The organism is Rhizobium sp. WSM1274 (assembly GCF_025200775.1).
Lineage (GTDB): Bacteria > Pseudomonadota > Alphaproteobacteria > Rhizobiales > Rhizobiaceae > Rhizobium > Rhizobium leguminosarum_I.
In genome coordinates, this window is record NZ_CP104138.1 from 2,500,934 (window position 1) to 2,527,309 (window position 26,376).

Here is a 26,376-nt window from a genome sequence, read left to right on the forward strand (position 1 = left end):
GTTTTCGGAAACAAAGCCCAACGCAACGCCACCGGCACCGCCGACGCATTTCAGCTCGCGTTTCCGGATAGGCGAGCTGAAATGAGGTGCGCGCTATTGCGCCGCCTCCTCCGTCATCTTGACGTCGGAATAGACCTGGTTGCGGCCCCTATGCTTGGCCATGTAGAGGAACTGGTCGGCGGCGTTGAGGTAATTCTCGAAGGTCTCGTAACCGGCGATCTCGGCGATGCCGATCGAGATCGTGACGCCGAGTTCCTCGTCGTCGGCCGTGACTTTCAGTCGCGAAATGTCCGACCGGATCTCGTCGCAGAGCTTGGTCGCGGCAGCGGAATCCATCTGAGGAAAGAGGATGGCGAATTCCTCGCCCCCGAGCCGCGACAGAAGATTGTCGCTGCCCTCGAAGATCGTAAACAGCCTGTTTGCGACAGCCTTCAGCACCTTGTCGCCGATCTCGTGGCCATAGGTGTCGTTCAGCCGTTTGAAATGGTCGATATCGAGAATGGCGACGGAACTCGGCACCTTCAGCCGCAGGCACTCATTCACCAGCTTCGGGCCGTTGTCGTAGAAATAGCGGCGGTTATAGAGACCAGTCAAGTAATCGCAGGCGGCCGCCGCCCGGAGCTGCCGCATCTGCGCCAGCGTTTCGGCGTTGTTGGCGATGCGGCATTGCAGTTCCTCGGCAACGAAGGGCCGGTAAACGAAATCGCTGGCGCCGGCCTTGAGAAAACTCGCCGAAAGCATGCGGTCGTTGGAGGAGGAAACGCCGACGACACGCAGCCTGTCCGAACCGAAGCGATGGCGGATGCGCCGCGTCAGCTCATAGCCGCTCATATCGGGCATATGGTGGTCGGTGACGACAAGTTCGATATCGCTGTAGGCCTCGAGCGCCGCCAGCGCCTCGAGCCCCGAATTTGCCTCGACGACGAGATATTGCTGTGCCTTCAGCAGGTCGACGAGCACCTGGCGCGCCGAGACGACGTCGTCGACGACGAGCACCCGCGTCTTACGGTTGGAAATCGCCCGCCGGACGGTGGCGACCAGATTGTCGAGCGCGAATTCATTGTCCTTCAGCACGTAGTCGATGACATTGCGCTCCATGATCTTGTTGCGCGTGTTGAGATCGAATGTCGCAGTGAAGACGATTGCCGGGATATCGTGCTCGATCGTGCAGTCGAGCGCTTCACCATAGGGCGAATCCGGCAGGTTGAGATCAACGACGGCCATGGTGTAGCCGTGACCGTCGTCGGCAAGTTCCTTGCGAAGAGCTTTCAGCGACGGGCAGGATTTGACGGCAAGGCCGAGCTCTGTCTGGAACCGGTGACAGAGCACGGCGGAAAACATCCGGGAATCTTCAACCAGAAGTATCTTGAGCCCGCCGGAGCGCAGCCCGATGCCATCTCGCTGGAAATCCGCTTGAAAAGCCACAGCCCCTACTCCCCGACGGGCTCGACTCGGCCCTTCCCCCGGCGGGGACGATAACCGAGAGGCGTGTGCGCGTGAAGGGGATAAATAACGGCGACATTACCTATAATTGCAGAAATTCTGCGACGGTCCGCGAACGTGATATCCGGCCCGCTGGCGATACCGATACTGGAAGAGCCGTCAGGCAACCGCCCGTTCCTTGCGCATCGATTGAATCTGCAGCAGCGTATCGAGGTTCTGATTGACGCGGCAGTAGAACTCCTCGTCGATGAAGGGACGCAGCATGAAATCATTGCCGCCGGCCTTCAGGAATCGTGCCGAAAGCAGCCGGTTCGAAGAGGAGGAAACGCCGATGATGCGCAGCTCGTGCGAGCCGATATTGGCGCGGATGCGCCGCGTCAGCTCGAAGCCGTCGATGTCGGGCATATTGTAGTCGGTGATGACAAGGCCGATATCGCGATTGGCCTTCAGGATTTCCAGCGCCTTGCCGCCGCTTTCGGCGACGCTGACACGGAAATTGTAGCGCTTCAGCCGGCTCGACAGCAGGGCGCGCGCAGTCGCACTATCGTCGACGATCAGCACGTGGTGGCGATGATTGGTGAGGAAGCGGCAGATCGATTCCGCCAGCAGGTCGACGGCGAAGATATTGTCTTTGAGGATATAATCGACGATATCCTTGGCCATCAGCTTGTCGCGCATCTTTTCATGGAAGGTGCCGGTGAAGACTATGATCGGGATGGAGAGATCGACCAGATATTCGAGCGCTTCGCCGTTTTCGGCGCCGGGCAGGTTGATGTTCGAGATCGCCAGCGTGATCGCATCGGAAGACTTGTCGTAGGAAACCTGCAGATCCTCGAAGCTGCGGCAAATCTCGACATCGATGTCGAACAGCTCCTTGAGGCGTTTGCTGATCATCGATGTGAATACGTTGGAATCTTCCGCGACAAGAATACGCGCACCGGCAAACATTTCCCCGGAATATTGCATCCCCGAAATACCTAGAAACGCCATAGTAAACCTTTGATGTAAAATCTGTCCCGGGATCAAGCTGATACATCAATTGATTTGAATAATTATTAATCGGCGCGCCTGGATATAAATGAAGAGGCGGCCCGATGGGGTCGCCTCCGATTTCTTTGCGGATATGATTAAGAAATCGGGCGCGAAGTGCCGCATTCTCGGCATCGAACGGGCTCTCGCCGACAAACGTCGCATCGTAGGTCGATGCGAGGATTTTGATCTTCAGCTTCGTTGCTTCCTTGCGTCGTCACGCCGCGACCACGTCGGATTTAGACAACTTCCCGCGCGCCCCTTCGGCTGGCACCGCTTGGCAGAAGCGATTATAAACAAACCATTCACCCCGACCCGCCGACAGGTTCGCCTCATGATCCAATCCGACCCGGTGATCGCATGGCTTCTCGACTCCGACCCGTCGATCCGTTGGCAGGTGATGCGCGACCTGCTCGACGCCACGAAGCGGGAGTGGATGGCCGAGCGGGCCAAAGTCGAGACCGAGGGCTGGGGGCCAGGCTGCTCTCCTGCCAGGACGAGGACGGGCAGTGGGCAGGCGGCGCTTTCCTGCCCGCCGGTTTCGACCCTCGGGAGTGGAAGGAGCATGGCCAGCCGTGGACGGCCACGACGTTCTCGCTGTCGCAATTGCGGGAGTTCGGTCTCGATCCCGCCTGCGGCTGCGCCAGGCGCACTGTCAAATTGATCAGCGCCAACGCCCGTTGGGAAGAAGGCGGCCAACCCTATTGGGAAGGCGAAGTCGAAGAGTGCATCAACGGCCGCACCGTCGCCGACGGCGCCTATTTCGGGATCGACGTCTCGCCCATCGTCGACAGGCTGGCCGGCGAGCGTCTCGACGACGGCGGCTGGAACTGCGAGCGGATCAATGGCTCTGTCCGCTCGTCTTTCGCCAGCACCATCAATGTGCTGGAAGGCTTGCTGGAATACGAGAGAGCGACCGGTGGCACGCATCGGTCTCGAGAGGCGCGCAGGACGGGCGAGGAGTTTCTGCTGGCCCGCAACCTCTTCCGCCGCCTCGGCACCGGCGAGCCGGCCGACGAACGCTTCCTGCGCCTCCTGCATCCGAACCGCTGGCGCTATGACATTTTGCGCGCGCTCGATTATTTCCGCTCCAGCGCAATCCTGACCGGTACCCACCCCGATCCGCGCCTCGGCGAGGCAATTGACCACCTTCGTTCCAGACGCTTGCAGGACGGCACCTGGCCGCTCGACGACAGCCCTGCAGGTCGGGTGTGGTTCGAGGTCGATGACGGGCAAGGCAAGCCCTCGCGGTGGGTGACGCTCCGGGCGATGCGGGTGCTCAGATGGTGGGATGCCCAGCCCTCAATCAATGCCTGATGGCAGACCCAGCACGCGCAGGAAATGCACCCATGACTGACTGGTGGTCAGTCAAATCCGATCTTGCTGCCACCCTGCCCTGCCGCGCGATCTTATGTGTCCTTACGCGCAGCAGCCGCTCGCTGCCGATTGCGGCCCACAGCAGGCCGCTGCCTTGCTGTTTTCCTCTGCCAGCCAGCGATCGCGCGGCTTGCAGCTTGCCGGCCGCGGCGAAAGCGAAACATGGACAGCGCCGGCGCGAAGAACCGGCATCGCCGCGCAATAAAGCTGCATTGGCCGCACGCCGTCGCTGACTTCGAACGTCAGCTTCGCCGAACCATCCAGTTGCACGTGATCGGAAACCTTGCGGATGATTGCATGGAACTTGCCGGCCGGCATATGCGTGCGGTCGCCTTCCTCGATATCCCAGAGCTGGATGAAGATTTCCGCCCACGCTTCTGGATTGGCGCCGCAATCCAGGCCTGAGAATTGGCCGGCCTTGACCTCGGTGACATGATAGCCAGGCTTCACCGCCTTGCCGCCATAATAGAAAATCAGCGGAGAACCCTTGGCTCCGGTAAGCACATTGAGCAGCAGGCCGAGATCGATGTCGTTCTCTTGAATTTTGCTGTTGTCGATGACTTTCATTTGCGCTAATCCTCGCTTCAATGATTCAATGATTCAAGGATTATTGAAATATGGATCAGCGTCAAGCCCTCATCGCATTCGGCGCGCTCTCGCAGGAAACCCGCCTTCATATCGTCCGCATGCTCGTGGTTTCGGGTCCCGACGGCATGGCGGCAGGCGCGATCGCTGAGAAGGCGGAGGTCTCTCCCTCTAATATCTCCTTCCATCTGAAAGAGCTGGAGCGGTCGGGGTTGATCGCGCAACAGCGTGAATCCCGGTCGATCATTTACACCGCAAACTACGAGGCGCTTGGTGGCTTGGTTCGCTTTCTGATGGAAGATTGCTGTTCCGGGCACCCGGAAATCTGCGCACCCGCCGCGGAGGTCGCGGCCTGCTGCACTCCTAAAATGGAGGAGAAACTGCAATGACCACTGACCGTGCTTATAATGTGCTGTTTCTCTGCACGGGCAATTCTGCGCGCTCGATCCTGGCGGAATCCATTCTGGAGACCGAAGCCAGGGGTCGATTCAAGGCTTATTCGGCCGGTAGCCAGCCGAAGGGTGAGGTCAATCCCTATGCGCTGAAGGAGCTTGCGGCGCAGGGCTATCCAACAACCGGCTTCCGCTCGAAGAGTTGGAACGAGTTCGCCGAGCCGGGCGCTCCAGAGATGGATTTCATCTTTACTGTCTGCGACAGCGCCGCCGGCGAGGCCTGCCCGGTCTGGATCGGTCACCCGATGACCGCTCATTGGGGCGTCGAGGATCCCGCTGCCGTCGACGGCAGCGAAGTCGACAAGGGCCGCGCTTTCGCACAGGCCGCCCGATTCCTCAAGAGCCGGATCAGCGCCTTTTTGAGCCTGCCTCTTTCCTCGATCGACAAGCTCGCCCTGGAATCGCACCTGCACCAGATCGGCACGATGGAAGGCGCCAGCACTAAACAGCCCAAGGCGAGCTGATGAGTTTCGATTTGAACCAGCACTCCTTGGAAGGGCACGACGACAGACTTCGCGGCGCGCTCGCAGGCGCCGGGCTTCCGGTCGATGACCTCATAGACGCCGGCCGAAGCTTCTATCGGTTTTCACGTGGCGGCGAGACGGTCGGCTTCGGCGGGCTGGAACTCTATGGCGAGACTGTGCTCCTGCGTTCCATTGTCGTGCTGTCCGATCAGCAAGGCTTTGGCTTCGGCCATGCGATCACCCTTGGCCTGCTCGATCAGGCCCAAAGGAAAGGCGCAACCGCCGCCTATCTGTTGACAGAAACAGCCGCCCCCTTCTTTCAATCGCTCGGCTTTCGTCCGATCGGCCGCGATGAAGCGCCGGCCGAGATCCTGACGACGCGGCAGGCCGCAAGCCTCTGCCCGGCATCGGCCGCCCTGATGGTCCGGAGCCTGCCGGCATGAGCGCGCCGGTGTTCCCCCCGTCTCGACGACTGGTCGCCGAAGCGATCGGCACGCTGCTGCTCGTAGCAACCGTCGTCGGCTCGGGCATCATGGCGGACAGCCTGACGGACGATACGGCGCTTGCGCTGCTCGGCAATACGCTGGCAACGGGGGCAATCCTCGTCGTCCTGATCACGATCTTGGGCCCGATTTCCGGGGCTCATTTCAATCCGGTCGTGTCGCTGGTGTTTGCGCTCCGGCGCGAACTGCCTGCCTCCTCCGTTCCCGCCTATATCACCGCGCAGATCGTCGGCGGCATTGCCGGAACCATGCTCGCTCATGCGATGTTTGCCCTTCCCGTGCTGCAGGCCTCGGAAACCGTGCGCACCGGCGGCGCGCAATGGCTCTCTGAAGCGACGGCAACCTTCGGCCTGGTCTTCGTCATCTTAGCCGGTGTGCGCTTTCGCGCCGACGCCGTGGCATGGCTGGTCGGCCTTTATATCACCGCCGCCTATTGGTTCACAGCCTCGACGTCCTTTGCCAATCCCGCCGTCGCGATTGCTCGATCGCTGACGCACACTTTTTCCGGGATCCGCCCGATCGATCTACCGGGCTTTATCGCCGCTGAAGTCCTCGGCGCCTTGCTGGCGCTGATGCTTGCGGGATGGCTGCTGATGGAGGCCCGCGGTCCTGAAACCCTCCCCAAGACGGAATCCGCCTCATGACCATAGATGTTACGATCTATCACAACCCCGAATGCGGCACCTCGCGCAACACGCTTGCGATGATCCAGAACGCCGGCATTGAGCCCAACGTTATCGAATATCTGAAAAACCCGCCGTCGCGGGAGCAGCTAATCAAGGTGATTGCAGATGCAGGTTTGAGCGTTCGCGAGGCGATCCGCGAAAAGGGCACGCCCTATGCGGAGCTCGGCCTCGACAACCCTGATCTTACCGACGAGCAACTGCTCGACGCGATGCTGAAAGACCCGATCCTGATCAACCGGCCCTTCGTCATGACGCCGCTCGGCACGCGTCTGTCGCGGCCGTCGGAACTTGTCCTCGAAATCCTGCCAGAAACGCATCAGGGCGCCTTCACCAAGGAAGACGGCGAGAAAGTGCTCGATGCCGGAGGCAAGCGCATTGTCTGATCTGCCTGCCATATCGCCAATGCATCTGCGTCAACCGGATGTGGACGCGCTCAGGCCGGCGTTCTCGACGCACAAGCCGCGCATCCTGATCCTCTATGGCTCGCTGCGAGCGGTGTCCTACAGCCGCTTCCTCGCACAGGAGGCCGCGCGGCTGCTCGAATATTTCGGCTGCGAAGTGCGCATCTTCAACCCCGAAGATCTGCCGCTGCCTGATGCGGCGCCGGCGAGCCACCCAAAAGTTCAGGAACTGCGCGAATGGTCGGCATGGTCTGAAGGCCAGGTGTGGGTCAGCCCCGAACGTCATGGCGCGATGACCGGCATCATGAAAGCGCAGATCGACTGGATTCCGCTGTCGGTCGGTTCGATCAGGCCGACGCAAGGCAAGACGCTGGCGGTGATGCAGGTCTCCGGCGGCTCCCAGTCCTTCAATGCGGTAAGCCAGCTCCGCATCCTTGGCCGATGGATGCGGATGATCGCAATTCCCAATCAGTCCTCGGTAGCCAGAGCTTTCCAAGAATTCGACGCGGACGGCCGTATGAAACCCTCGTCCTATTACGACCGCGTCGTCGACGTCTGCGAGGAATTGGTGAAGTTCACGCTGCTGACCCGTGATGCCTCGAACTATCTGACCGACCGCTACAGCGAGCGGAAGGAAGAAGTCGAAAAGCTCGAACAGCGCGTGAGCCTCAGATCCCTATGACAATCGTCAGCACCGAACGACCGCCGGTAGCGGCCATCGCCGCGCTCGGGCTGACGCAGATCATCGGATATGGATCGCTTTATTACAGCTTCAGCATCCTCGCCCCCGACATGGCCCGTGATCTGGGCTGGTCATCGGAATGGATCTTCGGCGCGCTCTCTGTGGCCCTTCTGATCGGCGGTCTGGCCGCACCTCTCATGGGCACGTGGATCGATCGCTTCGGCGCAGGCAGGATCATGACCTCGGGCTCGGCGATTGCCGCCGCCGCCCTCGTCGCCTGCGCCTTCGCGCCGGGAAAAATCGCTTTCGTCGTGGCATTGATCGGCATCGAGATCGCCTCGAACCTGGTGCAATATGGCGCAGCCTTCGCCCTGCTGGTGCAGATCAGGCCGCAGGTCGCCCAGCGCAGCATCACGTATCTGACCCTGATCGCCGGCTTTGCCTCAACCATATTCTGGCCGATCACCACGGCGCTACATGCGCATCTCTCATGGCAGAACGTCTATCTGATCTTCGCCGCGCTCAATCTCGTTGCCTGCCTTCCCATTCATGCCTGGCTCTCCCGTGGCGTCAGGCAAACCAGGAGACGGACCGGAGAGGAGGCTGCAAAACGCGTCGAGCCGAGCCTTCCGCCGTCGGTGCGCAGGCCGGCCTTTATCCTGATGGTGACGGGCTTTGCTTTGGAAAGCGTCGTGAACTCGGCACTTCTGGTTCACATGGTGCCTGTGATGTCGGCCCTCGGCCTCGGCGCCATGGCAGTGGTGGTCGGAACGCTCTTCGGCCCGTCACAGGTGCTGAGCCGCCTCATCAACATGGTCTTTGGCGAGAGCTTGTCGCAAGTGATGCTCGCGATCATCTGCGCCATCCTGCTGCCGACAGCCCTTGCCATCCTGATCGCCACCGCACCCTCGGTGCCCGGTGCGCTGGCCTTCGCCGTCGTCTTCGGCCTTGGCTCGGGGCTTAACAGCATTGTCTACGGAAGCTTGCCGCTCGCGCTCTTCGGAAGCGATGGCTACGGCCGGCGGCAAGGACAAATCATGTCGGTGCGTCTCGTCGTCTCCTCGATGGCGCCGTTCGCGCTCGCCTTCCTGATGGGCAATCTCGGCGCATCGTGGTCGCTGTCGATCGCTGCATTGCTCGGCACCATCGCCCTTGCCGCATTCTTCGCCATCATGCGGCTGACGCGCCCGGTTGTTGCCCGGCCGGAAACTGTTCCCAATCCCGGAGAAGCTTGAGCGCATTAATCGGGACAGGCGCTACTTGACGACGGCCGAGCCCTTGACGATGTCGATCGTCTCGCCGCCGTCGAGCCCAATACGGTCGCCGTCGGGCGTCGTCATGAAACAGCCGGAAGCACAGAGGTTTTCCGAAGCGCCGGCATCGACCACGACCTCGACGCGCTGGCCGCTCTCGGTGATGACGAGCACGACGGCGGCTGGATCGGTGTTGGTGATGGACGCCGCTTCAGCCGCGGGTGCGGCAAGCAGCGGGACAAGCAGAACGGCGGCAAATCTTGCCATCATGTGCGGTGGCGCTGGCGCGCCCTCCCCTCGAACGATCGGTGCTGCCCCCGGCAGCGATCCCGATAGTGGAGATCATGCACAGATAGCTGTGAATGATGGCTGAATGACCCGTTCAGCCTTTCAGATTGCCGTCCGCCGTCTTGCTGCGCAATTGCCGCACCGGCCGCTCTTCCTCCTCCATGAGCACATCCCCCGATTTTTCCTGCTCGTTGGGTTGATCCCTGCCTGCAACGGGAAGGACGGGAGGAGCGTCCCGATGGATAGTGAGATCGCTCCGCGGCAGCGGGATCTCGATGCCCTCGGCCCTGAAGCGCTGGAGGATCTCGATCCTCAGATTGTTGCGCACCGTCATGCCGTCGCCCATGTCGGCGAGGAAGAAGCGCAGTTCGAAATCCAGCGAATAGGGGCCAAAGCGCAGGAATTCGACATGCGGCTCGGGATTGCGCATGACGAGCGGTATCTTGGCGGTCAGTTCCAGCAAGATATCCATCACCTTCTGCGGATCCGCGTCGTAGCTGACGGAAACGGGAATTTCCGAGCGGCCGATCTTGTTGCGGTGCGTCCAGTTACCGACCAAGCCGTTGATCAGCTCCGAATTCGGCACGATGATCGACTGCTTGCGGAAGGTCTCAATCTCCGTGGCGCGCACCGAAATGCGTTTGACGATGCCTTCAGCCGTGCCGGAAACGACATGGTCGCCGACCTTGAATGGCCGTTCGACGAGCAGGATCAGGCCGGAGACGAAGTTGGAGACGATGTTCTGCAGGCCGAAACCGATACCGACCGAAAGTGCGGAGGCGACGAGCGCGAAGCTCGACAGATCGATGCCGGCCGCCGAAACGCCGATGATCGCCGCGATGCCGACGCCGAGATAGCCGATGCCCGTCTTCACCGAATTGCGCACGCCGAGATCGACATGGCTTCTGGCCATCACATTGCCGTCGAGCCAGCGCTGCAGCCAGCGCGTCAGCAGATAGACACCGGCAAACAAGAGGATTCCCGTGCAGATGCCGAGCAGCGAGATGCTGATGCCGCCGAGCCTGACCTCGGTGAACAACCTGTAGGCAAGAATCTGGAGGTCCTGCACATGGAAGCCCCACATCAGCAGGATCAGCGGGATGCCGACGAGAAGCGCCACCGCATAGATGGCAAGACCGACAAGCAGGCCGGCCTGGTCGATCGCCACCGGCCCGAGCTTGAAACGGCGCGTCAGGAAGCTTGCGAAGAAGGTGTCGCCGAAGCTTTCCTGCCTTGATATCGCCTTGCCGGAAAGCAGGCCGACATACATCGTGACGACAACGGCGCCGGTAATGATGAGCTGCGTGGCGACGAAGCGCGCGAGCCCGACATAACCGGTGAGCGCGGTGAGGATGAGGCTGGTGCCGACGATCCGCAGGATGATCGCCATGCCGCGCGGCCAATGCCTTCCCGGCGCATCGGGATCGCCGTTCTTCGCCAGCATCGGTTTTCCGAACGAGACCGCGATCAGGATCAGGCCGATGATCAGCGCGGCGATCAGGCTTCTGACCACGGTCAGCACCAGCGGCGAGCCCATCGCCTCGCCGATCGTGCCGAACAGATAATCGAGCGCGTTGACGATCGCCATTGCCAGCAAGCAGTAGCCGATCGAGCGCGCGCCGAGATTGGAAAGCCGAACGAGGCGCCAGCGCGGTTCGTGCGGTGCGAAGATGGCATTGACGAAGCGGCCGACGAAATAGACGAGCCCGATCGCCCCGAACAGCGCGCCGATGACAGGTGCGATGTCGGGCCTGAGCACATTGAACCCGTTAAGGAAAAAGAACGAGGTGACGAGCAGCACCGAGAGCGCCAGCGTGCGGATCAACGTCGACCAGAAGGCGATCGACAGCCGGCCGATATAGGAGGGGTTCTCGACAGCCTCGTCGCGCTGCAGGTAGGAGCCGAATAGCCGGTAGCTGCCGGAGAGAAGGATCAGGGCCGCGGCAAGCGACAGGAAGATAGCGGCAAACATCGGGAAACGCTTGAATTTCCAGACGAAGGTGGCCCAACTGGACAGGGCCTGCGAGAATTCTCTGGCCTCGTGCACGAAGGCGCTGGCGGCATCGTCGAGCACCGAGACCGAAATCTCGGTCCGCCTGAGCAGCGTATCGGCAAACAGCCGCCGCCGCATCTCGGTGATCTCGTTGACGAGCTTCGTCACCGTGATCGACAGGTTTTCGGCATCGCCCGTCAGCGCGTTGATCTGCGCGCGTTCGGCGGCGAGCGCGTTGCGCTCCTGGGTGACGATCTCGGCTTCAGGCGGCTGCCCGTCCTTCGGCGGATCGCCGATCTCGGCAAGCCGGTTCTTGATCTGGTCGAAACGCGGCCTGAGATTGACCGATATGGTGATAACGGCGCGGCTGAGTTCATCGGCCTTGGTCGCAAGCCCGACGAGGGCGTCGTCATTGTCGGCATTCTGTTTGACGCCGTCCTGAAGCGCCGTCAGTTGGACCTTCGCCTTGTCGATCTCCTTTGTCGCCTGGTCGAGCGGGCTATCTGCAAGCGGCGCCTGCGCGGACGCCGGTGCCTGCGGCTCCTGCGCGAAAGCCGCAGCACCGTTGAAATGCGCGCCGGCAACCGCCAGCATCAGCAGAAGAATGGTGCGAAGCAGGATCGGTCTCAGCCGCAAAAGCGCCTCCGGGAAAGGTTGTCATCGGAATAGAATGCCAGCTTGTCTTAGTAAAGAAAGGCGACAGAAAGGCGGAAGCTCCCTGGAAAGACTTAGAAACCGGCGCCGGGCTTGGAGAGATAGTCGCGTTCCCCCGCCGTCGACTCCCGCCCGAACATGGCATTGCGGTGCGGAAAGCGGCCAAAGGCAGCGATCACGTCGCGGTGGCGGATCGCATAATCGAGATATTCTTCATCGCCAAGCGCGGCGAACAACGCTACCGATCGCTCCTGTTCGCCAAGGTCTTCGGCATGTTCGAAAGGCATGTAGAAAAAGGTGCGGCACGCGGCTTCTACCAACAGATCGGCGCCGGATGCCAGTGCGAGTTTGGCTTCGCGAAGCGCCAACCCGTCGGTCGCAACGGCAAGCGCCGTGCCGCGATAGATATTGCGGGGAAACTGGTCGAGCACGATCACAGCCGCCAGCCGGCTCTCCGCATCCGCCCGCCATTCGGCGCCAACATCCGCTGCAAGGGCCAGATGGGTGTCGCGAAAGACCGTGCTGATCTCCGCGTCGAGGTCAGGCGTCGCGCGGAACCACAGCTCCCGGCCGCATCTGACGAACCAGAAATCATAGACTTCGCGTGGCGTACGAATAGTCGTCATGCTTTCTCTCCCCTAGCGTAAAGCTTGTTAATGCGGCGTCTGCAAACTATTGTAAATATAGGGTAAACGGCGTGGCGTGAGGCCCCCTCATCCAGCTGCCGCCACCTTCTCCCCGAGGGGAGAAGAGACTTGCGGCAGCGCCTCGTTCCCCCTTCTACCCAGCGGGGAGAAGGTGCCGGCAGGCGGATGAGGGGGCTGCAAACTCAGCGCCCGGACAGGGAAAATCCCCTACTTCCCCTCATCCAACGAAAACACCAGCGTCGCCTTGGTTCCGTCGTGGCCGGGGTCATAGGCGAAATCCGATTTCAGGCTGGCGGCCATTGCTGTCAGAATGCGTGTGCCGAGGCCCGTTCCTTTCGCCGGGCTCGACGGATCGAAACCCGCGCCGTCATCCTCGACGATGACGCGTAATGCGCCATCTGTCTGGTCGACCATGACGCGGATCTCGCCCGGCACGCTCTCCGGATAGGCATATTTGAAGGCATTGGTGACGAGCTCGCTCACGATCAGCCCGAGCGTAATCACCTTGTCGGTCGCCAGATTGACCGGTTGCGCGGTAAGTACGATGCGGTGCGGCCGCTTGTCGTCGCGCATCGAGGTTTCGAGTTCGGTGAGCAGGCTGTCCAGATATTCGTCGACCTGCACCGAGCCGACCTGGCGGTTGGTATAGAGCCGGCGGTGCGCGCTGGCGATGGCGTTGATGCGCATCTGCGTTTCGTGCAGCGCGTCGATCGCCACTTGGTCGGTGGTCATCGAGGATTGCATGCGGATCAGCGCGCCGACGAGGCCAAGGCTATTAGCGATACGGTGATTGACTTCGGCGAGCAGCATTTCGGCAAGGTCGCGCTGCTGGCGGATCATCTCCTGCGCCTGCGCCGTCTCGCGGCGAAAACGCGTCCGCTCCAGCGCCTGTTCGAGGGCGGCGGCCAGCAGGTCGAAATAGTCGGCCGAGATCCCTTTGAGCATGTAATCGTCGGCGCCGGCCTTCAGCGCCGCGACCGCGATGCTGATATCGTCCGAACCCGTCGCATAGATGACCGGCGGGTGATCCGGCATCGCCGCGATGCTGGGCAAAATATCGAGGCCGGTCTCGCCAGCCAGGACATGATCAAGCACGACGGCGTCGATACCGCCTTCGCCCAGTCTCGCAAGGCCTGCAGCGCCGCTCTCGGCCCACTCGACCGAAAAGCCGCGCCGACGGAGGTTTTTCTGCATCAGTAGAGCAAGCCCCTCGTCGTCGTCGATATAGAGGATGTGGATCAGGGCATCCGCATCGCCGCTAGAATTGTTCATTCCGTCTCCCGGCGTTCTCTCGCAGCGACGACCGACCGCAAGCGTCCGAGTCGTCCGCATCGCAATGTCGTATTGCATTGGCCGCCTGGGGTAAACAGCGGTTGTCCCTCGCTCTTGTCGCAGGCGGCGCGGAAGGAGGATGTCGGGAATCCGGCATTTTCAGAACATGACCCTAGCTGGCGAGCATCCCTATGGAAGCCGTTGAAGGAGATGGGAAAACGAAAACCTGAAATGAGATGCATCAACGCCAAGCGACCCGTTTGGTTCCGTGGATAAGCTAATTTTTCTGGAATTTCCGATGACCCGATACTTCGGCTCCAGCCTCCGCCGGCAATTGCAGGAAGCGCAGCGATGAGACGACGCCGATCACGCCGACTACGATGAAAGCCCAGCGGAAATCGGCAAGGACGGGATTGCCGGCGCCCCTGAGAGCAGAGGCGATGTTGAGCACGGCCGCCGCCACTGCCACGCCGAGCAGCATCGATACCTGCTGCAGCATGCTCGACAGCGTCGAGGCCGAGCTTCGCTGCGCGGGGCCGATATCGGCGAAGGCGAGTGTGTTCAGCGCGGTGAATTCCATCGACCGTGAGAGACCGGCGAGAAAAAGCAGCGCATGGATGAAAAACGGCGGCGTCGTCGGCGACAGGAAACCGCAGGAGACGATCGAAAGCGCGGCGATCAGCCCGTTAACCCCAAGCACGGTACGAAAGCCGAAGAAGCGCAGCAGCGGCGTCGTCACCGCCTTCATGCTGAAATTGCCGAGGAAATAGACGAGCAGATAGGTGCCGGCGGCAATCGAGCTCAGGCCGAAGCCGAGTTGGAAGAGCAGAGGCAGCAAAAACGGCGTCGCATTGATCGCCATCCGGCAGGCCGTGCCCGCCGACAATGTCGACATCGAGAAGGTCTGGATGCGGAAGGCCGAAAGGTCGAGCAGCGGATTGTCGACGGCGAGGAAATGCCGCGTCGCCATGACCGACAGCACGATGCCCGCCGCCAGCATTGATATCACGGGCAAAAGCCCGCCGTCCCATTTGACCGAGAGTTCGAGGGCGGCGAGCAGGAAGGTCAGCCCCGCAGCGCTCAGCATAAAGCCCACGAGATCCAGCCGGCCGGGATTGGTCTCGCGCTGCTCCGGCACGAAGCGCAGCACCAGCGCCATGCCGACAATGCCGATCGGGATGTTGATCAGGAAGTTCCAGTGCCAGCTGGCATAGGTGGTGACGAAGCCGCCGAGCACCGGGCCGAGCACCGGCGCCGTCAGTGCCGGCCAGGTGATCAGCGCGATCGCCTGGACGAGTTCCGACTTGCGGGCGTTCTTGAGCACGATGATGCGCCCGACCGGCGTCATCAGTGCACTGCCCGCGCCCTGGATGGCGCGCCACAGCACGAATTCCGCAAGGCTGCCGGACAGCCCGCAAAACAGCGAGGCGCCGGTGAAGACGGCGATCGACATCAGAAAGATGCGGCGCGCGCCGAACCGATCGCCGAGCCAGCCGGACAGTGGAATGAAGGCGGCCATCGTCAGCATGTAGACGGTGATGCCGATGCTCATCGACACCGGCTGCACGTTAAAGCTTGCCGCCATCTGCGGCAGCGAGGTGGTGACGATCGTGCCGTCGAGGATCTGCATGAAGAAGGAAACGGCAACGACCAGTGCCACGATCTTCGCCTGGCGGCCGCCTTCGGCCTCTTGCACATTCTCGCTCGTCTCTGCCGTGGTCATCGATCTGCCAATTAAAATTCCGGATGACGCGGCAGGGAAACGGGAAGGAAGCCGATCGGAGATCTGCCGCGCGGGCGAGCGCGGACTTGGTAAGCCGCGCACTGGCTGAATACGCCCGTTGCATCCGGCCGGAAAGGCTAAATCTCGCACTACGCAGGAATATTCCCGATGCGGCTGGATAGCTGACCGCTATCGACCCAAGAAAGGATTCAAGAAAAAGGCCCCACCGAAGCGAGGCCAAGCTTGAACCGCTCCGGGGAAAAGCAGGAGCGGCGTGCAGTCCATATCGTGCGATCGATGTCGCAGCGAGGCCAGATGTCGCTGCATCGGTACGCTCGCCAAAGATTTTTTCGCGATCTGCCGAAAAAAGATCGGCCCCAAAACTATCTGCCCATGTGGCGCGACACCTGTCGCATTGCAGCAACGAATGGCGCTTGCAATGTTTATAAAAATTGGTATCACTAAACATATTGCTAAACATGATGATTGAGGAGTTCATGTGAGCATTCTCTGAAGTGGGTGAACATGCTACGCCGGCGGGGAGCCGGCCCTTGGTTCTGGGAGGAACTTATGCAGAAAACATCGAAAGCCCTTTTCGGGCTGGCCACGGCATTCGTCATGTCGTCGGCATTGCCCAATCTCGCCAAAGCCGATGAACTGACGCTGTGCTGGGCCGCATGGGACCCCGCCAATGCGCTCGTCGAGCTGTCGAAGGATTTCACCGCCAAGACCGGCACGCAGATGAAGTTCGAATTCGTTCCCTGGACGAATTATGCCGATCGCTTCCTCAACGAGCTAAATTCCCACGGCAAGCTCTGCGATCTCATCATCGGCGACAGCCAGTGGATCGGCGGCTCGGCCGAGAATGGCCACTACGTCAAGCTCAACGACTTCTTCGACAAGGAAGGCATCAAGATGGATGACTTCGTGCCGGCGACGGTCGTCGGCTACTCGGAATGGCCGAAAAACACCCCGAACTACTGGGCGCTGCCCGCCATGGGCGACGTCGTCGGCTGGACCTACCGCAAGGACTGGTTCGAGAAGCCGGAACTGCAGAAAGAATTCAAGGAGAAATACGGCCACGATCTCGCAGCGCCGAAGACCTACGACGAGCTGAAGCAGATCGCCGAATTCTTCCAGAAGCGTCAGATCGACGGCAAGACCGTCTACGGCGCCTCGATCTATACCGAGCGCGGCTCCGAAGGCATCACCATGGGCGTGACCAACGTGCTCTACGATTGGGGCTTCCAGTACGAGAACCCGAAGAAGCCCTATGACATGGAAGGTTTCGTCAACTCGGCCGATGCTGTGAAGGGCCTCGAATTCTACAAGTCGCTCTATGATTGCTGCACCCCGCCCGGCAGCTCCAACGTCTACATGGTCGAATCCGCAGACGCCTTCAAATCCGGCCAGGTCGCCATGCAGATGAACTTCGCCTTCACCTGGCCCGGCCTCTACAAGGACGAGAAGGTCGGCGGCAAGAAGATCGGCTTCTTCCCCAATCCGGCTGAAAAGGCCCACTTCGCCCAGCTTGGCGGCCAAGGCATCTCGGTGGTCTCGTACTCCGACAAGCGCGATGCCGCCCTGCAATACATCAAGTGGTTCGCACAGCCGGACGTGCAGGCCAAATGGTGGGAACTCGGCGGCTTTTCCTGCTTGAATTCCGTCGTCAACGCGCCAGGCTTTGCCAAGAGCCAGCCCTATGCCCAGGCCTTCCTGGACTCGATGGCGATCGTCAAGGACTTCTGGGCAGAGCCGAGCTACGCCTCGCTGCTGCAGGCCATGCAGAAGCGCGTTCACAACTACGTGGTCGCCGGCAACGGCACCGCCAAGGAAGCGCTCGACGGTCTGGTGAAAGACTGGAGCGACGTCTTCAAGGACGACGGCAAGATCTGACGCGTGGCATCCCTGATGCGCGCCATCCTCGACAGGATGGCGGCCCGGATCGGCAGACGAGCCGGGCCGCCAGATCTCTCATACCCCAAAAGACCCGTACCCCAAAAAGACCAGGTGAAGACTTGACCATTTCCCATTCCTCCATCGTCGAGAAGGCGGCCGATGCAACCGCGAGGGCAACGCCTTCCTCGGTCGCCCGGCGCGTCCGCGGCCTTTCCGACAGGGCGATCGCCTGGCTATTCATTGCCCCTGCCATCACCCTGCTGCTCGCGATCAACATCTTTCCGCTGCTTTGGGCGGTCTATCTCTCCTTCACTAATTACCGCGCCAATCGGCCGAATGCGCCGGTCGTAGGCGTCGGCTTCGGAAACTACCAGCGCGTTCTCAACGATCCCGATATCTGGCAGGCGATGCAGACCACCGCGCATTTCGTCTTCTGGACGATTGTACTGCAGACGGTGATCGGCTTTACGCTCGCCTATCTGATCGACCGCAAGTTTCGCGGCCACGCCTTCTGGACGACGATCATTCTGATCCCGATGATGCTGTCGCCCGCCGTCGTCGGCAATTTCTGGCGCTTTCTCTACGAGCCGCAGATCGGCCTCTTCGCCTATGCCGTGTCGCTGGTCACAGGCATTCCGACATCGGATATCCAGATGCTCGGCAACGTTACGCTGGCGCCCTGGGCGATCATCATCGTCGATACCTGGATGTGGACGCCTTATGTGATGCTGATCTGCCTCGCTGGCCTGCGCTCGATCCCCGATTATATCTATGAGGCGGCCGAGGTCGACCGTGCCTCGCCCTGGCGGCAGTTCTGGTCGATCACCGTGCCGATGGCCCTGCCTTTCATCATGCTTGCCGTGCTTTTCCGCGGCATCGAGAATTTCAAGATGTTCGACATGGTGACGCTGCTCACCGGCGGCGGGCCGGGCTCGATTACCGAGGTCGCCTCGATCACGCTGAAACGCGCCGCCTTCGAAAGCTGGGCGACCGGCCGGGCCTCGGCCTTCGCCATCATCCTCTTCGTCGCGGTGTTCGGCCTCGCCAACATCTACGTCAAGGCATTGAACAAGGTGAAGCAACGATGAGCGCCGCCAACTCAGCCCATTCGGTCGTCGAACCGAGCCTGTCCAGCAAGCGCATCGCCGGCACCATCGTCGTCCTCTATGCGCTGATCACCCTCATCCCGCTCGTCTGGATCTTCCTGACCAGCATCAAGTCGCCGCCGGATTCGATCAGCTATCCCCCGAAGATCGTCTTCACGCCGTCGCTGGAAGGTTATTGCAACCTGTTCACCACGCGCACGCGCCAGACGCCTGATTATATCGCCTCGCTGCCGGCGCCGGTCGGCACCTGCGATGAGGTGACGCGCAAGCGCAACATGGTGATCGCCGGCCCATCGAACTTCCTGCCGCGCTTCGTCAATTCGCTGGTGATCGCCTTCGGCTCCACCTTCCTCGCGGTCTTCCTCGGCACCCTCGCCGCCTATGGTTTTTCCCGCTTCAAGATACCGCTCGCCGACGACCTGATGTTCTTCATCCTGTCGACGCGCATGATGCCGCCGATCGCCGTCGCCATCCCGATCTATCTGATGTATCGCGAACTCGGCCTGTCGGACACGGCCTTTGGCATGATCCTGCTTTACACCGCCGTCAATGTCTCGCTCGCCGTCTGGCTGCTCAAGGGCTTCATCGACGAAATCCCGCGCGAATACGAGGAAGCGGCAATGATCGACGGCTATACGAGGCTGCAGGCCTTCCGCAAGGTCGTGCTGCCGCAGGCAACCACAGGCATCGCCGCCACCGCGATCTTCTGCCTGATCTTCGCCTGGAACGAATATGCCTTCGCCGCGCTTCTGACCTCGGGCGAGGCCCAGACCGCGCCGCCCTTCATCCCGACGATCATCGGCGAAGGCGGGCAGGACTGGCCGGCCGTCGCCGCCGGCACGACAATTTTCCTGATCCCGATCCTGGTCTTCACCATTCTATTGCGCAAGCAGCTGCTGCGCGGCATCACCTTCGGAGCCGTCCGCAAATGACCCACCTGATCGAAACACGCACTCCTGCTCGCCCGAAACGGCCGTTCTTTCTGCGACGCGGCCCGATGGAGACCATTGCCACCGTGCTGATCGGACTCGGCTTCCTGATGCTGTTCCAGCCCTTCCTGCTGGTGCTCTACACCTATTCGCTGGTGACACTGCTCGCAGGCACCGTCATGTTCATCATCGTCTCGAAATTCCCGGAGTGAACCATGGCGGACATCCGGATCGAAAATCTCCGCAAGGAATTCGGCAGCTTCGTCGCCGTTCAGGATTCGAGCTTCACCGTCCATGACGGCGAGTTCCTGGCGCTTCTGGGCCCCTCCGGCTGCGGCAAGACGACGACGCTTCGCATGATCGCCGGCCTCGAGCTGCCGTCGAGCGGCAAGATCTATCTCGACGGCGAGGACGTCACCTTCAACCGCGCCAGCGCCCGCGACATCGCCTTCGTCTTTCAGCTCTTCGCGCTCTACCCGCATATGAACGTGCGCAAGAATATCGGCTTCCCGCTGCTGTCGCAGGGCATGCCCAAGCCCGAAATCCGTCAGCGTGTCGAGGAGACCGCGCGTCTGCTGCAGATCGACCATATTCTCAACCGCTCGGTCTCCGGTCTTGCCGGCGGCGACCGGCAGCGCGTGGCGCTCGGCCGCGCCATCGTCCGGCGCCCGAAATGCTTCCTGATGGACGAGCCGCTCGGCACGCTCGACGCCGAATTCCGCGAGATCATGGTTCACGAGCTGCGCGAATTGCACAACCGCATCCACGCGACCACCGTCTACGTCACCCACGACCAGCATGAGGCGATGGCGATGGCCGACAAGATCGCCGTCATGAACCATGGCATCATCGAGCAGTTCGGCACGCCGCAGGAGATTTATGCCAAGCCCGCGACCATGTATGTCGCCGATTTCATCGGCTCGCCGTCGATGAACTTCATGCGCTTCACCTCCAGCCTGAAAAGCGGCGATCGCTCCATCCTGCTCGACGGCGTCGATGTCGCCGTTCCCGAGATCCACCAGGACATGGCCCAAAGCCAGCTGGCGCTCGGCGTGCGGCCGGAGCATATCCGCTTCAGCGACGCCTCGGCGCTACGCGGCGCCGTCTATGGCAGCGAATATCTCGGCACCAATCAGGTCGTGGCTGTGGAAACCCCGGGCGGCATGATCAAGGCCCGCGTTCCCGCCAATCGCAGCTTCCAGATTGGCGAAAGGGTCGGCCTCGAATTCAACCCGGCGAAACTCGCGCTCTTCGACTGCACCTCGGGCCGCGCGGTCCCATCCTCGCTTTATCAGGAGACCCGGCATGGCTGATGTCGTCCTCAGGAACCTCGCCAAGCGCTTTGGCGACACCCAGGCTTTGGCCGACCTCGATCTTTCGATCCGCGACGGCGAGTTCGTCGTGCTGCTCGGTCCGACAGGCGCTGGCAAGACCACGACGCTGCGGTTGATCGCCGGCCTCGAAAAGCCCGATAGCGGCCGCATCGAGATCGGCGGCCGCAATGTCGCCACTGAGGCACCCGCCGAGCGCGACGTCGCCTTCGTGTTCCAGCAATATTCGCTCTATCCGCACATGACGGTTTACGAAAACCTCGCCTTCCCGCTGAAGGCGCCGGTCCGCAAGCTGAGTGCGCAGGAGATCGACCGGCGCGTGCGCGAAGTGGCGCGCATGGTCCGGATCGACCACAAGCTGGAAAACCGCTCAACCAGGCTTTCCGGCGGCGAGATGCAGCGTGTCGCGATCGGCCGGGCGTTGGTGCGCAAGCCGGCGATCTACCTAATGGACGAGCCGCTCTCCTCGCTCGACGCCAAGCTGCGCGCCGAACTGCGCCTGGAGCTGAAACGCATCCAGAAGGAACTCGGCTCGACGCTGCTCTATGTCACCCACGATCAGGTTGAAGCCATGACCATGGCCGACCGCATCGGCATCGTTGCCGAGGGACGGCTGATGCAGGTGGGAACGCCGCGCGAGATCTACGGCAATCCAGCCAACCTGCATGTCGCGGCCCGTCTCGGCCAGCCGCACATCAATCTTCTGCCGGCGGACCTCTTGCCGGGCGGCGGGCCGCCGCCCGGCACGAAGACCGTGGGCGCCCGCACGGAGCATCTCGATATCATTGTCGGCAAGGACGCCAATGCCGAGATCGACTGGATCGAGCATCTCGGTGACCAGAACCATCTGCACATCAGAGTCGGCAATCACAAGCTCGTCACACTTGCAGATCCATATCTGGCGATCGCGCCGGGCGACCGGATCAGCCTGACGCTGCGCGATCCGCTTTATTTCGATGCGGCTGGACAGCGCCTGTCCTGACCGGCAAACAGACTTGATGATGGCATGAAAAACAAACAGACGGGTCTCAATCGATGAAACACTTCTTCAACCGCAGGGAAAGCATCGTCACCGAAGCCTTGGACGGTCTGCTTCTGACGAGCAGCAAGGGTCGTCTTGCCCGCCTCGACAGCTTTCCCGACATCAAGGTGATCCTGCGTGCGGACTGGGACAAGTCGAAGGTGGCGATCATCTCAGGCGGCGGCGCCGGCCATGAGCCCTCCCATGCCGGCTTCGTCGGGAAGGGCATGCTGATGGCTGCCGTATCCGGCGAAATCTTCGCCTCGCCGAGCGTCGATGCCGTGCTGACGGCGATCCGCGCCGTGACCGGCGAAAAGGGCGCCCTGCTGATCGTCAAGAACTACACCGGCGACCGGCTGAATTTCGGCCTTGCCGCCGAAAAAGCGCGCGCCGAGGGCTTCGACGTCGAGATGGTCATCGTCGCCGACGATATCGCCATTCCCGGCATCAACCAGCCGCGCGGCGTCGCCGGCACGCTGTTCGTTCACAAGATATCGGGCTATCACGCCGAAAAGGGAGAGGACCTGAAGACGGTGGCAAGCCATGCCGCGGCAGCCGCCGGTGACATCGTCTCGCTCGGCATGTCGCTCTCCACCTGCAGCGTGCCCGGCCAGGCACATGAGGATCGCCTGGGCGAAAACGAAGGCGAACTCGGCCTCGGCATCCATGGCGAGCCCGGCGTCGAACGCATCACGCTGCAGCCGGTCGTCGATATCGTCTCCACCATGGTGGCACGCCTGTCGCCTGCGCTGCACAAAGGGGCAAATTATGCGCTCCTCATCAACAATCTCGGCGCAGTGCCGCCGCTCGAAATGACCATCATTGCCAAGGCCGTTCTGTCCTCCGCACTTGCCGATCGCATCCGGCTGATCATCGGGCCTTCGCCGATGATGACCGCGCTCAACATGAACGGCTTCTCGCTGTCGCTGATCCGGCTGGACGCCGTGCGCGAGGCCGCGCTGACGGCAGCGGTCGAGCCGCATGCCTGGACGCCGGCCGTCGAACGCCACGAGATCGAGGTCATCGCCGCACCGAGAACATCAGGCGGACTGGACAGCGCCAACGGCACGGCCGGAGAAAATGATCGCAACCGGCGCCTGATCACGGCGCTCTGCGAGCATTTGATCTTGCAGGAAAGCGACCTCAACTGGCTGGACGGCCGCGTCGGCGATGGCGATACCGGCTCGACGGTGGCGACGGGCGCCCGCAGCGTGCTGGCCCGCCTCGACACGCTGCCGCTCGACCGGCCGGCGGCAACGCTTGCCTCGCTCGGCGATATCCTCGGCACCAGCATGGGCGGATCGAGCGGCGTGCTGCTGTCGATCTTCTTCACCGCCGCAGCAAAGGCGATGGCTGACAAGGCCGATATATCAGCCGCTCTTCTTGCCGGGCTCGACAGGATGACGTTCTATGGCGGAGCCGCGGTCGGCGACCGGACGATGGTCGACGCGCTGTCACCTGCCTTGCAGGCGCTTGCATCCGGCGATGTCGTCGCAGCGGCAAAGGCAGCGGCAGCCGGTGCCGAGTCGACGAAGACGATGATGAAGGCGAGAGCCGGACGCGCCTCCTATGTCGGCGAAAGGGATCTGGCGGGCGTTGCAGATCCCGGCGCCGTCGCGGTTGCCGGCGCGTTCGGCGTGGTGGCAAGCCTCGCCTGACCGGAGTAAAGTTTGAGAGCCTGCGGGGGGCGCGGCGACAGGGAGGATGACAGTGCAGGCGGAACCGGTGCTTGTGGCAGGGTTGATCGAGGTATGTCGCGCGACGATCGCGGCAAACAGCGATCACCTCTGTGCGCTCGATCGCGCCATCGGCGATGGCGATCACGGAACCAATATGCGGCGCGGCTGCGAGGCGGTGAGCGCCGAAGGCGAAACCCTGTCCGGCCTGCCCTTGCCCGACGCCATGGAAAAGATCGGCCTGACCCTAGTAATGAATGTCGGCGGTGCGGCCGGGCCGCTCTACGGCACGCTGCTGATGGAGATCGGCCGCGAGCTTCGCAAAAACGACGAGAAGGCCGATTTCTCGCAGGTGCTGAAACAGGCGATCGATGCCGTCGCAAGACGCGGTCGGTCGCATGCCGGCGACAAAACCCTGCTCGACGTGCTCTATCCCGTGCATGCGGCACTCGCCAGCCGCTCGCCGCTCGGCGCAATCGCCCGCAGGGCCGAGCGTTCCGCCAACCGCACCGCTGACATGAAGGCGATGCGCGGGCGCGCCGCCTATCTCGGCGACCGCTCGATCGGTCATGTCGATCCCGGCGCGTCGAGCTGCGCGCTGCTGACCACGGCGATCTGCCGCTATCTCGGGGAGCATCGTCCGCAATGAATGGAAAGACCGCAAATGTGGGCATTGTGATCGTCTCCCACTCGCCGCTGGTGGCACAGGGGATCGCCGATATGGTGCGGCAAATGGTGGGCGACAGCGTGCCGCTCGCCTGGTCGGGCGGCAATGTCCATGGTGAACTCGGCACCGATGCCGGCGGCATCCTGAGGGCAATCGAAGCCGCTTGGTCCGATGCCGGCGTCGCCGTCTTCGTCGATCTCGGCGGCGCCGAAACCAACAGCGAGATGGCGATCGAAATGCTGGGCCTTCCCCGCTCGGCCCTCGTCTCCATCTGCAACGCGCCGCTGGTCGAAGGCGCCGTCATCGCCGCCGCCGAGGCGTCGGGGGGCGCGTCGCTGGCCAAGGTCGTCGCCACAGCCGAGGAACTGTCCCCCTGATGACCAGCGGATTGCGTAGTGAAAAACAGGAGCCCGAGCCATTGCCCGAGCCATTCAAGGTGAATTGCCAGACGGAGGTAGAAGTCAAGCACGGCGTCGGGCTGCATGCCCGCCCCTCCGTTACCTTCACGCGGCTTGCCAAGTCCTTCCCCTGTTCGATCGAGATCGCCGTCAACGGCAGCGACGTCTGGCTGAACGGCAAGAGCATCATCAAGATCATGAGCGCAAAAATCCGAAAAGGATCGATCCTCCGGATCCGCGCCGACGGCATTCTCGCCGAAGAGGCGATCCGCGCGCTGAAGGAACTCATCGAGCGCAACTTCGATGAGGAAAAGAAACATGGCCGCACCGCTTAGGCTGACAGCAAAGAGTGCATCCCCGGGCATCGCATCCGGCCCGGCCTTTCTGGCCGAGCGGCCGGACGCCCCCGCGCCCAGCACGGCCGGCGGATACGGCGCGCTCGAGAAGGCGATCGACATCTCGATCGGCGAACTCGAGCGCCTTGCCGACGGAGCCGATGCCGAAAGCCGGGATATCATCGATTTCCAGATCGAGGTGCTGCGCGATCCGACCATCGCGGAAGCGACCGGCGCGCGCATGGAAGCCGACGAGAACGTCGTCTTTGCCTGGGTCGCCACCCTCGACGCCTATATCGGCGAACTCGAAGCGGCCGACGAAGAGCAGATGCGGGCACGCGCCGTCGATATTCTCGACATCAAGAACCGTGTGCTTGGGGCGCTCGCCGGCACCCCGATCGCCGATTTTCCGCCCGGTTCGATCTTCGTTGGCAAGGATATGGAGCCGAGCCGCTTTCTCGCCCATGACTGGTCGAAAGGCGGCGGCATCGCGCTGTTTTCAGGCAGCACCGCAGGCCATGTCGCCCTGCTCGCCCGGGCCAAATCGGTACCGATGGTGATCGGCACCGGCCGCTTTTCGGCAGCGGACGGAGATCCGGTCAGAGTGGATGGCGATGCCGGCGCGGTCGTCCTCAAGGCCGGCGGCATACTGATCCCATCGCCGATGCCCGCACGAACTTCTGCCGCCGGCGCGCAAACCGAATACGGCGAACTGCGCACGGCGGACGGCGTGCCGATCCTGCTCTCCATCAACATCAACGACCCCGCAGAGATCGACGCGCTCGATCCGGCGACGGCAGGCGTCGGCCTGATGCGCTCTGAATTTTCAGTCGCCTCGATCGCCGAGGCCGCCAATGAGGAACGGCAGCTGGCGATCTATCGCCGCGTGCTGGAACAGGCGGGCGACAGGCCGGTGACCATAAGAATGCTGGATATCGGGGGCGACAAGCCGCTCGCCGGGTTCGAAGACCTGCCTAGTCTCTCGGCCTCTGGCCTGCGCGGCATCCGACTGCTGCTTGCCCGGCCGGAAATCGCCCGCGTGCAGGCCCGCGCCCTGCTGCGCGCCGCCATCTTCGGCAAGCTTTCGGTGATGCTGCCGATAGTGACCTTTCCCGACGAGATCGACAGGATGCGCGAATTGTTCCGCGAGGAAGCCGAAAAGCTCGGCCGCCGATCGCTGCTCCACCGGATGCCGCCGATCGGCATGATGGTGGAGGTGCCGGCCGCAGCGTTGATGCTCGATACTTTCGGGTCAGCAGCATTCTTTTCGTTCGGCACCAATGATCTTACCCAGTATCTCGCCGCCTCCTCTCGCGACGATATCGATGCCGATGCCGGCAAGGCCGCACCCGCAGTGCTCCGGCTGATTGCCCAGGCGGTGAAGCTGACTTCCGGCAAGCCACTCAGCATCTGCGGCGACATGGCCGGCAATCCGCACTATCTGCCCGGGCTGCTCGCCGCCGGCCTCCGGCATTTTTCCGTGGCGCCGGCCCGGCGTCCCGCGATAAGATCGGCGATCATCGGCCTCAACGCCGATGGCACAAGGGCAGCCGGAGAGTAGA

Annotated in this window: 26 protein-coding genes and 1 pseudogene; 19 read left to right on the forward strand and 8 right to left on the reverse strand. The window is 62.1% G+C overall.

Annotated features, from left to right (window positions below):
• Positions 1-93: 93 nt before the first annotated feature.
• Positions 94-1,425, reverse strand: a complete 1,332-nt coding sequence (locus N2600_RS12610) for a diguanylate cyclase (RefSeq protein WP_260296405.1) — start codon at positions 1,423-1,425, stop codon at positions 94-96.
• Positions 1,426-1,602: 177 nt separating this feature from the next.
• Complete coding sequence (locus N2600_RS12615) at positions 1,603-2,433, reverse strand: response regulator (protein WP_260296406.1); 831 nt, start codon at positions 2,431-2,433, stop codon at positions 1,603-1,605.
• Between the two features lie 373 nt (positions 2,434-2,806).
• On the opposite strand from N2600_RS12615, the pseudogene N2600_RS12620 reads away from it, so the two are divergent.
• Positions 2,807-3,789: pseudogene (locus N2600_RS12620) on the forward strand (squalene cyclase).
• Between the two features lie 102 nt (positions 3,790-3,891).
• Here N2600_RS12620 and N2600_RS12625 read toward each other — a convergent pair.
• Complete coding sequence (locus N2600_RS12625) at positions 3,892-4,416, reverse strand: DUF6428 family protein (RefSeq protein ID WP_260296407.1); 525 nt, start codon at positions 4,414-4,416, stop codon at positions 3,892-3,894.
• A 50-nt stretch (positions 4,417-4,466) separates the two neighbouring features.
• Here N2600_RS12625 and N2600_RS12630 point away from each other — a divergent pair, with 50 nt between their 5' ends.
• Genes N2600_RS12630 through arsK form a run of 7 tightly spaced genes read left to right on the forward strand, consistent with a single transcriptional unit; the run spans position 4,467 to position 8,857 of the window.
• Complete coding sequence (locus N2600_RS12630) at positions 4,467-4,823, forward strand: ArsR/SmtB family transcription factor (protein ID WP_222384170.1); 357 nt, start codon at positions 4,467-4,469, stop codon at positions 4,821-4,823.
• Positions 4,820-5,350, forward strand: coding sequence for an arsenate reductase ArsC (locus N2600_RS12635; RefSeq protein WP_260056258.1), 531 nt, complete (start codon positions 4,820-4,822; stop codon positions 5,348-5,350). Before N2600_RS12630 ends, N2600_RS12635 begins: the two co-directional genes overlap by 4 nt.
• Positions 5,350-5,793, forward strand: coding sequence for an arsenic resistance N-acetyltransferase ArsN2 (gene arsN2 / locus N2600_RS12640; RefSeq protein WP_260296408.1), 444 nt, complete (start codon positions 5,350-5,352; stop codon positions 5,791-5,793). Before N2600_RS12635 ends, arsN2 begins: the two co-directional genes overlap by 1 nt.
• Positions 5,790-6,497, forward strand: a complete 708-nt coding sequence (locus tag N2600_RS12645; protein WP_260296409.1) for an aquaporin — start codon at positions 5,790-5,792, stop codon at positions 6,495-6,497. Before arsN2 ends, N2600_RS12645 begins: the two co-directional genes overlap by 4 nt.
• On the forward strand, positions 6,494-6,922 hold the full coding sequence (gene arsC, locus N2600_RS12650; protein ID WP_170261987.1) for an arsenate reductase (glutaredoxin): 429 nt from the start codon (positions 6,494-6,496) through the stop codon (positions 6,920-6,922). The genes N2600_RS12645 and arsC overlap by 4 nt, the downstream gene beginning before the upstream one ends.
• Positions 6,897-7,622 (forward strand): arsenical resistance protein ArsH, encoded by a 726-nt coding sequence (gene arsH / locus N2600_RS12655; protein WP_311202813.1) that lies wholly within the window; start codon positions 6,897-6,899, stop codon positions 7,620-7,622. The genes arsC and arsH overlap by 26 nt, the downstream gene beginning before the upstream one ends.
• On the forward strand, positions 7,619-8,857 hold the full coding sequence (gene arsK / locus N2600_RS12660) for an arsenite efflux MFS transporter ArsK (protein WP_260296410.1): 1,239 nt from the start codon (positions 7,619-7,621) through the stop codon (positions 8,855-8,857). Before arsH ends, arsK begins: the two co-directional genes overlap by 4 nt.
• A 21-nt stretch (positions 8,858-8,878) precedes the next feature.
• Here arsK and N2600_RS12665 read toward each other — a convergent pair whose 3' ends face one another.
• From N2600_RS12665 to N2600_RS12685, 5 genes are all read right to left on the reverse strand, one after another.
• The gene (locus tag N2600_RS12665) at positions 8,879-9,145 is read right to left on the reverse strand and encodes a hypothetical protein (protein ID WP_017994411.1); all 267 of its coding nucleotides are present in this window, start codon (positions 9,143-9,145) and stop codon (positions 8,879-8,881) included.
• A gap of 112 nt (positions 9,146-9,257) precedes the next feature.
• Positions 9,258-11,792, reverse strand: coding sequence for a mechanosensitive ion channel family protein (locus N2600_RS12670; RefSeq protein ID WP_260296411.1), 2,535 nt, complete (start codon positions 11,790-11,792; stop codon positions 9,258-9,260).
• A gap of 92 nt (positions 11,793-11,884) precedes the next feature.
• Entirely contained in the window at positions 11,885-12,436 is a 552-nt protein-coding gene (locus N2600_RS12675) for a DUF924 family protein (protein ID WP_260056262.1), read from the reverse strand.
• A 228-nt stretch (positions 12,437-12,664) separates the two neighbouring features.
• Positions 12,665-13,729 (reverse strand): sensor histidine kinase, encoded by a 1,065-nt coding sequence (locus tag N2600_RS12680; RefSeq protein ID WP_260056263.1) that lies wholly within the window; start codon positions 13,727-13,729, stop codon positions 12,665-12,667.
• A gap of 277 nt (positions 13,730-14,006) precedes the next feature.
• Positions 14,007-15,452: an MFS transporter gene (locus tag N2600_RS12685; RefSeq protein WP_260056264.1), complete on the reverse strand. Its 1,446-nt coding sequence runs from the start codon at positions 15,450-15,452 to the stop codon at positions 14,007-14,009.
• A 570-nt stretch (positions 15,453-16,022) separates the two neighbouring features.
• On the opposite strand from N2600_RS12685, the gene N2600_RS12690 reads away from it, so the two are divergent.
• From N2600_RS12690 to N2600_RS12740, 11 genes are all read left to right on the forward strand, one after another.
• Positions 16,023-17,348: an ABC transporter substrate-binding protein gene (locus N2600_RS12690; RefSeq protein ID WP_260056265.1), complete on the forward strand. Its 1,326-nt coding sequence runs from the start codon at positions 16,023-16,025 to the stop codon at positions 17,346-17,348.
• Between the two features lie 122 nt (positions 17,349-17,470).
• Positions 17,471-18,439, forward strand: a complete 969-nt coding sequence (locus tag N2600_RS12695) for a carbohydrate ABC transporter permease (RefSeq protein WP_017964729.1) — start codon at positions 17,471-17,473, stop codon at positions 18,437-18,439.
• Positions 18,436-19,389, forward strand: a complete 954-nt coding sequence (locus N2600_RS12700) for a carbohydrate ABC transporter permease (protein WP_170255216.1) — start codon at positions 18,436-18,438, stop codon at positions 19,387-19,389. Before N2600_RS12695 ends, N2600_RS12700 begins: the two co-directional genes overlap by 4 nt.
• Positions 19,386-19,598 carry a hypothetical protein gene (locus N2600_RS12705; protein WP_162117324.1) on the forward strand — a complete coding sequence of 71 codons (213 nt, stop codon included), beginning with the start codon at positions 19,386-19,388 and terminating at the stop codon, positions 19,596-19,598. The genes N2600_RS12700 and N2600_RS12705 overlap by 4 nt, the downstream gene beginning before the upstream one ends.
• 3 nt (positions 19,599-19,601) lie before the next feature.
• Positions 19,602-20,699, forward strand: a complete 1,098-nt coding sequence (locus N2600_RS12710; RefSeq protein ID WP_260056266.1) for an ABC transporter ATP-binding protein — start codon at positions 19,602-19,604, stop codon at positions 20,697-20,699.
• Positions 20,692-21,699: an ABC transporter ATP-binding protein gene (locus N2600_RS12715; RefSeq protein ID WP_162117326.1), complete on the forward strand. Its 1,008-nt coding sequence runs from the start codon at positions 20,692-20,694 to the stop codon at positions 21,697-21,699. The genes N2600_RS12710 and N2600_RS12715 overlap by 8 nt, the downstream gene beginning before the upstream one ends.
• Positions 21,700-21,752: 53 nt before the next feature.
• On the forward strand, positions 21,753-23,396 hold the full coding sequence (locus N2600_RS12720; protein WP_260296412.1) for a dihydroxyacetone kinase subunit DhaK: 1,644 nt from the start codon (positions 21,753-21,755) through the stop codon (positions 23,394-23,396).
• Positions 23,397-23,442: 46 nt separating this feature from the next.
• On the forward strand, positions 23,443-24,063 hold the full coding sequence (dhaL, locus tag N2600_RS12725; protein WP_162117328.1) for a dihydroxyacetone kinase subunit DhaL: 621 nt from the start codon (positions 23,443-23,445) through the stop codon (positions 24,061-24,063).
• Entirely contained in the window at positions 24,060-24,458 is a 399-nt protein-coding gene (gene dhaM / locus N2600_RS12730; protein WP_170255214.1) for a dihydroxyacetone kinase phosphoryl donor subunit DhaM, read from the forward strand. Before dhaL ends, dhaM begins: the two co-directional genes overlap by 4 nt.
• On the forward strand, positions 24,458-24,814 hold the full coding sequence (locus N2600_RS12735) for an HPr family phosphocarrier protein (RefSeq protein WP_170255213.1): 357 nt from the start codon (positions 24,458-24,460) through the stop codon (positions 24,812-24,814). Before dhaM ends, N2600_RS12735 begins: the two co-directional genes overlap by 1 nt.
• A complete protein-coding gene (locus N2600_RS12740) occupies positions 24,798-26,375 on the forward strand; it encodes a putative PEP-binding protein (RefSeq protein WP_260296415.1) in 1,578 nt (525 codons plus the stop codon). The genes N2600_RS12735 and N2600_RS12740 overlap by 17 nt, the downstream gene beginning before the upstream one ends.
• The last annotated feature ends 1 nt before the right edge of the window (position 26,376 follow it).

Excerpts from the sequence above, each read along its gene's own strand:
- N2600_RS12615 (WP_260296406.1), bottom strand. The coding sequence starts at position 2,433 with ATGGCGTTTCTAGGTATTTCGGGGATGCAATATTCCGGGGAAATGTTT.
- N2600_RS12625 (WP_260296407.1), bottom strand. The coding sequence starts at position 4,416 with ATGAAAGTCATCGACAACAGCAAAATTCAAGAGAACGACATCGATCTC.
- N2600_RS12630 (WP_222384170.1), top strand. The coding sequence starts at position 4,467 with ATGGATCAGCGTCAAGCCCTCATCGCATTCGGCGCGCTCTCGCAGGAA.
- N2600_RS12635 (WP_260056258.1), top strand. The coding sequence starts at position 4,820 with ATGACCACTGACCGTGCTTATAATGTGCTGTTTCTCTGCACGGGCAAT.
- arsN2 (WP_260296408.1), top strand. The coding sequence starts at position 5,350 with ATGAGTTTCGATTTGAACCAGCACTCCTTGGAAGGGCACGACGACAGA.
- N2600_RS12645 (WP_260296409.1), top strand. The coding sequence starts at position 5,790 with ATGAGCGCGCCGGTGTTCCCCCCGTCTCGACGACTGGTCGCCGAAGCG.
- arsC (WP_170261987.1), top strand. The coding sequence starts at position 6,494 with ATGACCATAGATGTTACGATCTATCACAACCCCGAATGCGGCACCTCG.
- arsH (WP_311202813.1), top strand. The coding sequence starts at position 6,897 with ATGCCGGAGGCAAGCGCATTGTCTGATCTGCCTGCCATATCGCCAATG.
- arsK (WP_260296410.1), top strand. The coding sequence starts at position 7,619 with ATGACAATCGTCAGCACCGAACGACCGCCGGTAGCGGCCATCGCCGCG.
- N2600_RS12665 (WP_017994411.1), bottom strand. The coding sequence starts at position 9,145 with ATGATGGCAAGATTTGCCGCCGTTCTGCTTGTCCCGCTGCTTGCCGCA.
- N2600_RS12675 (WP_260056262.1), bottom strand. The coding sequence starts at position 12,436 with ATGACGACTATTCGTACGCCACGCGAAGTCTATGATTTCTGGTTCGTC.
- N2600_RS12680 (WP_260056263.1), bottom strand. The coding sequence starts at position 13,729 with ATGAACAATTCTAGCGGCGATGCGGATGCCCTGATCCACATCCTCTAT.
- N2600_RS12685 (WP_260056264.1), bottom strand. The coding sequence starts at position 15,452 with ATGACCACGGCAGAGACGAGCGAGAATGTGCAAGAGGCCGAAGGCGGC.
- N2600_RS12690 (WP_260056265.1), top strand. The coding sequence starts at position 16,023 with ATGCAGAAAACATCGAAAGCCCTTTTCGGGCTGGCCACGGCATTCGTC.
- N2600_RS12700 (WP_170255216.1), top strand. The coding sequence starts at position 18,436 with ATGAGCGCCGCCAACTCAGCCCATTCGGTCGTCGAACCGAGCCTGTCC.
- N2600_RS12705 (WP_162117324.1), top strand. The coding sequence starts at position 19,386 with ATGACCCACCTGATCGAAACACGCACTCCTGCTCGCCCGAAACGGCCG.
- N2600_RS12710 (WP_260056266.1), top strand. The coding sequence starts at position 19,602 with ATGGCGGACATCCGGATCGAAAATCTCCGCAAGGAATTCGGCAGCTTC.
- N2600_RS12715 (WP_162117326.1), top strand. The coding sequence starts at position 20,692 with ATGGCTGATGTCGTCCTCAGGAACCTCGCCAAGCGCTTTGGCGACACC.
- N2600_RS12720 (WP_260296412.1), top strand. The coding sequence starts at position 21,753 with ATGAAACACTTCTTCAACCGCAGGGAAAGCATCGTCACCGAAGCCTTG.
- dhaL (WP_162117328.1), top strand. The coding sequence starts at position 23,443 with ATGACAGTGCAGGCGGAACCGGTGCTTGTGGCAGGGTTGATCGAGGTA.
- dhaM (WP_170255214.1), top strand. The coding sequence starts at position 24,060 with ATGAATGGAAAGACCGCAAATGTGGGCATTGTGATCGTCTCCCACTCG.
- N2600_RS12735 (WP_170255213.1), top strand. The coding sequence starts at position 24,458 with ATGACCAGCGGATTGCGTAGTGAAAAACAGGAGCCCGAGCCATTGCCC.
- N2600_RS12740 (WP_260296415.1), top strand. The coding sequence starts at position 24,798 with ATGGCCGCACCGCTTAGGCTGACAGCAAAGAGTGCATCCCCGGGCATC.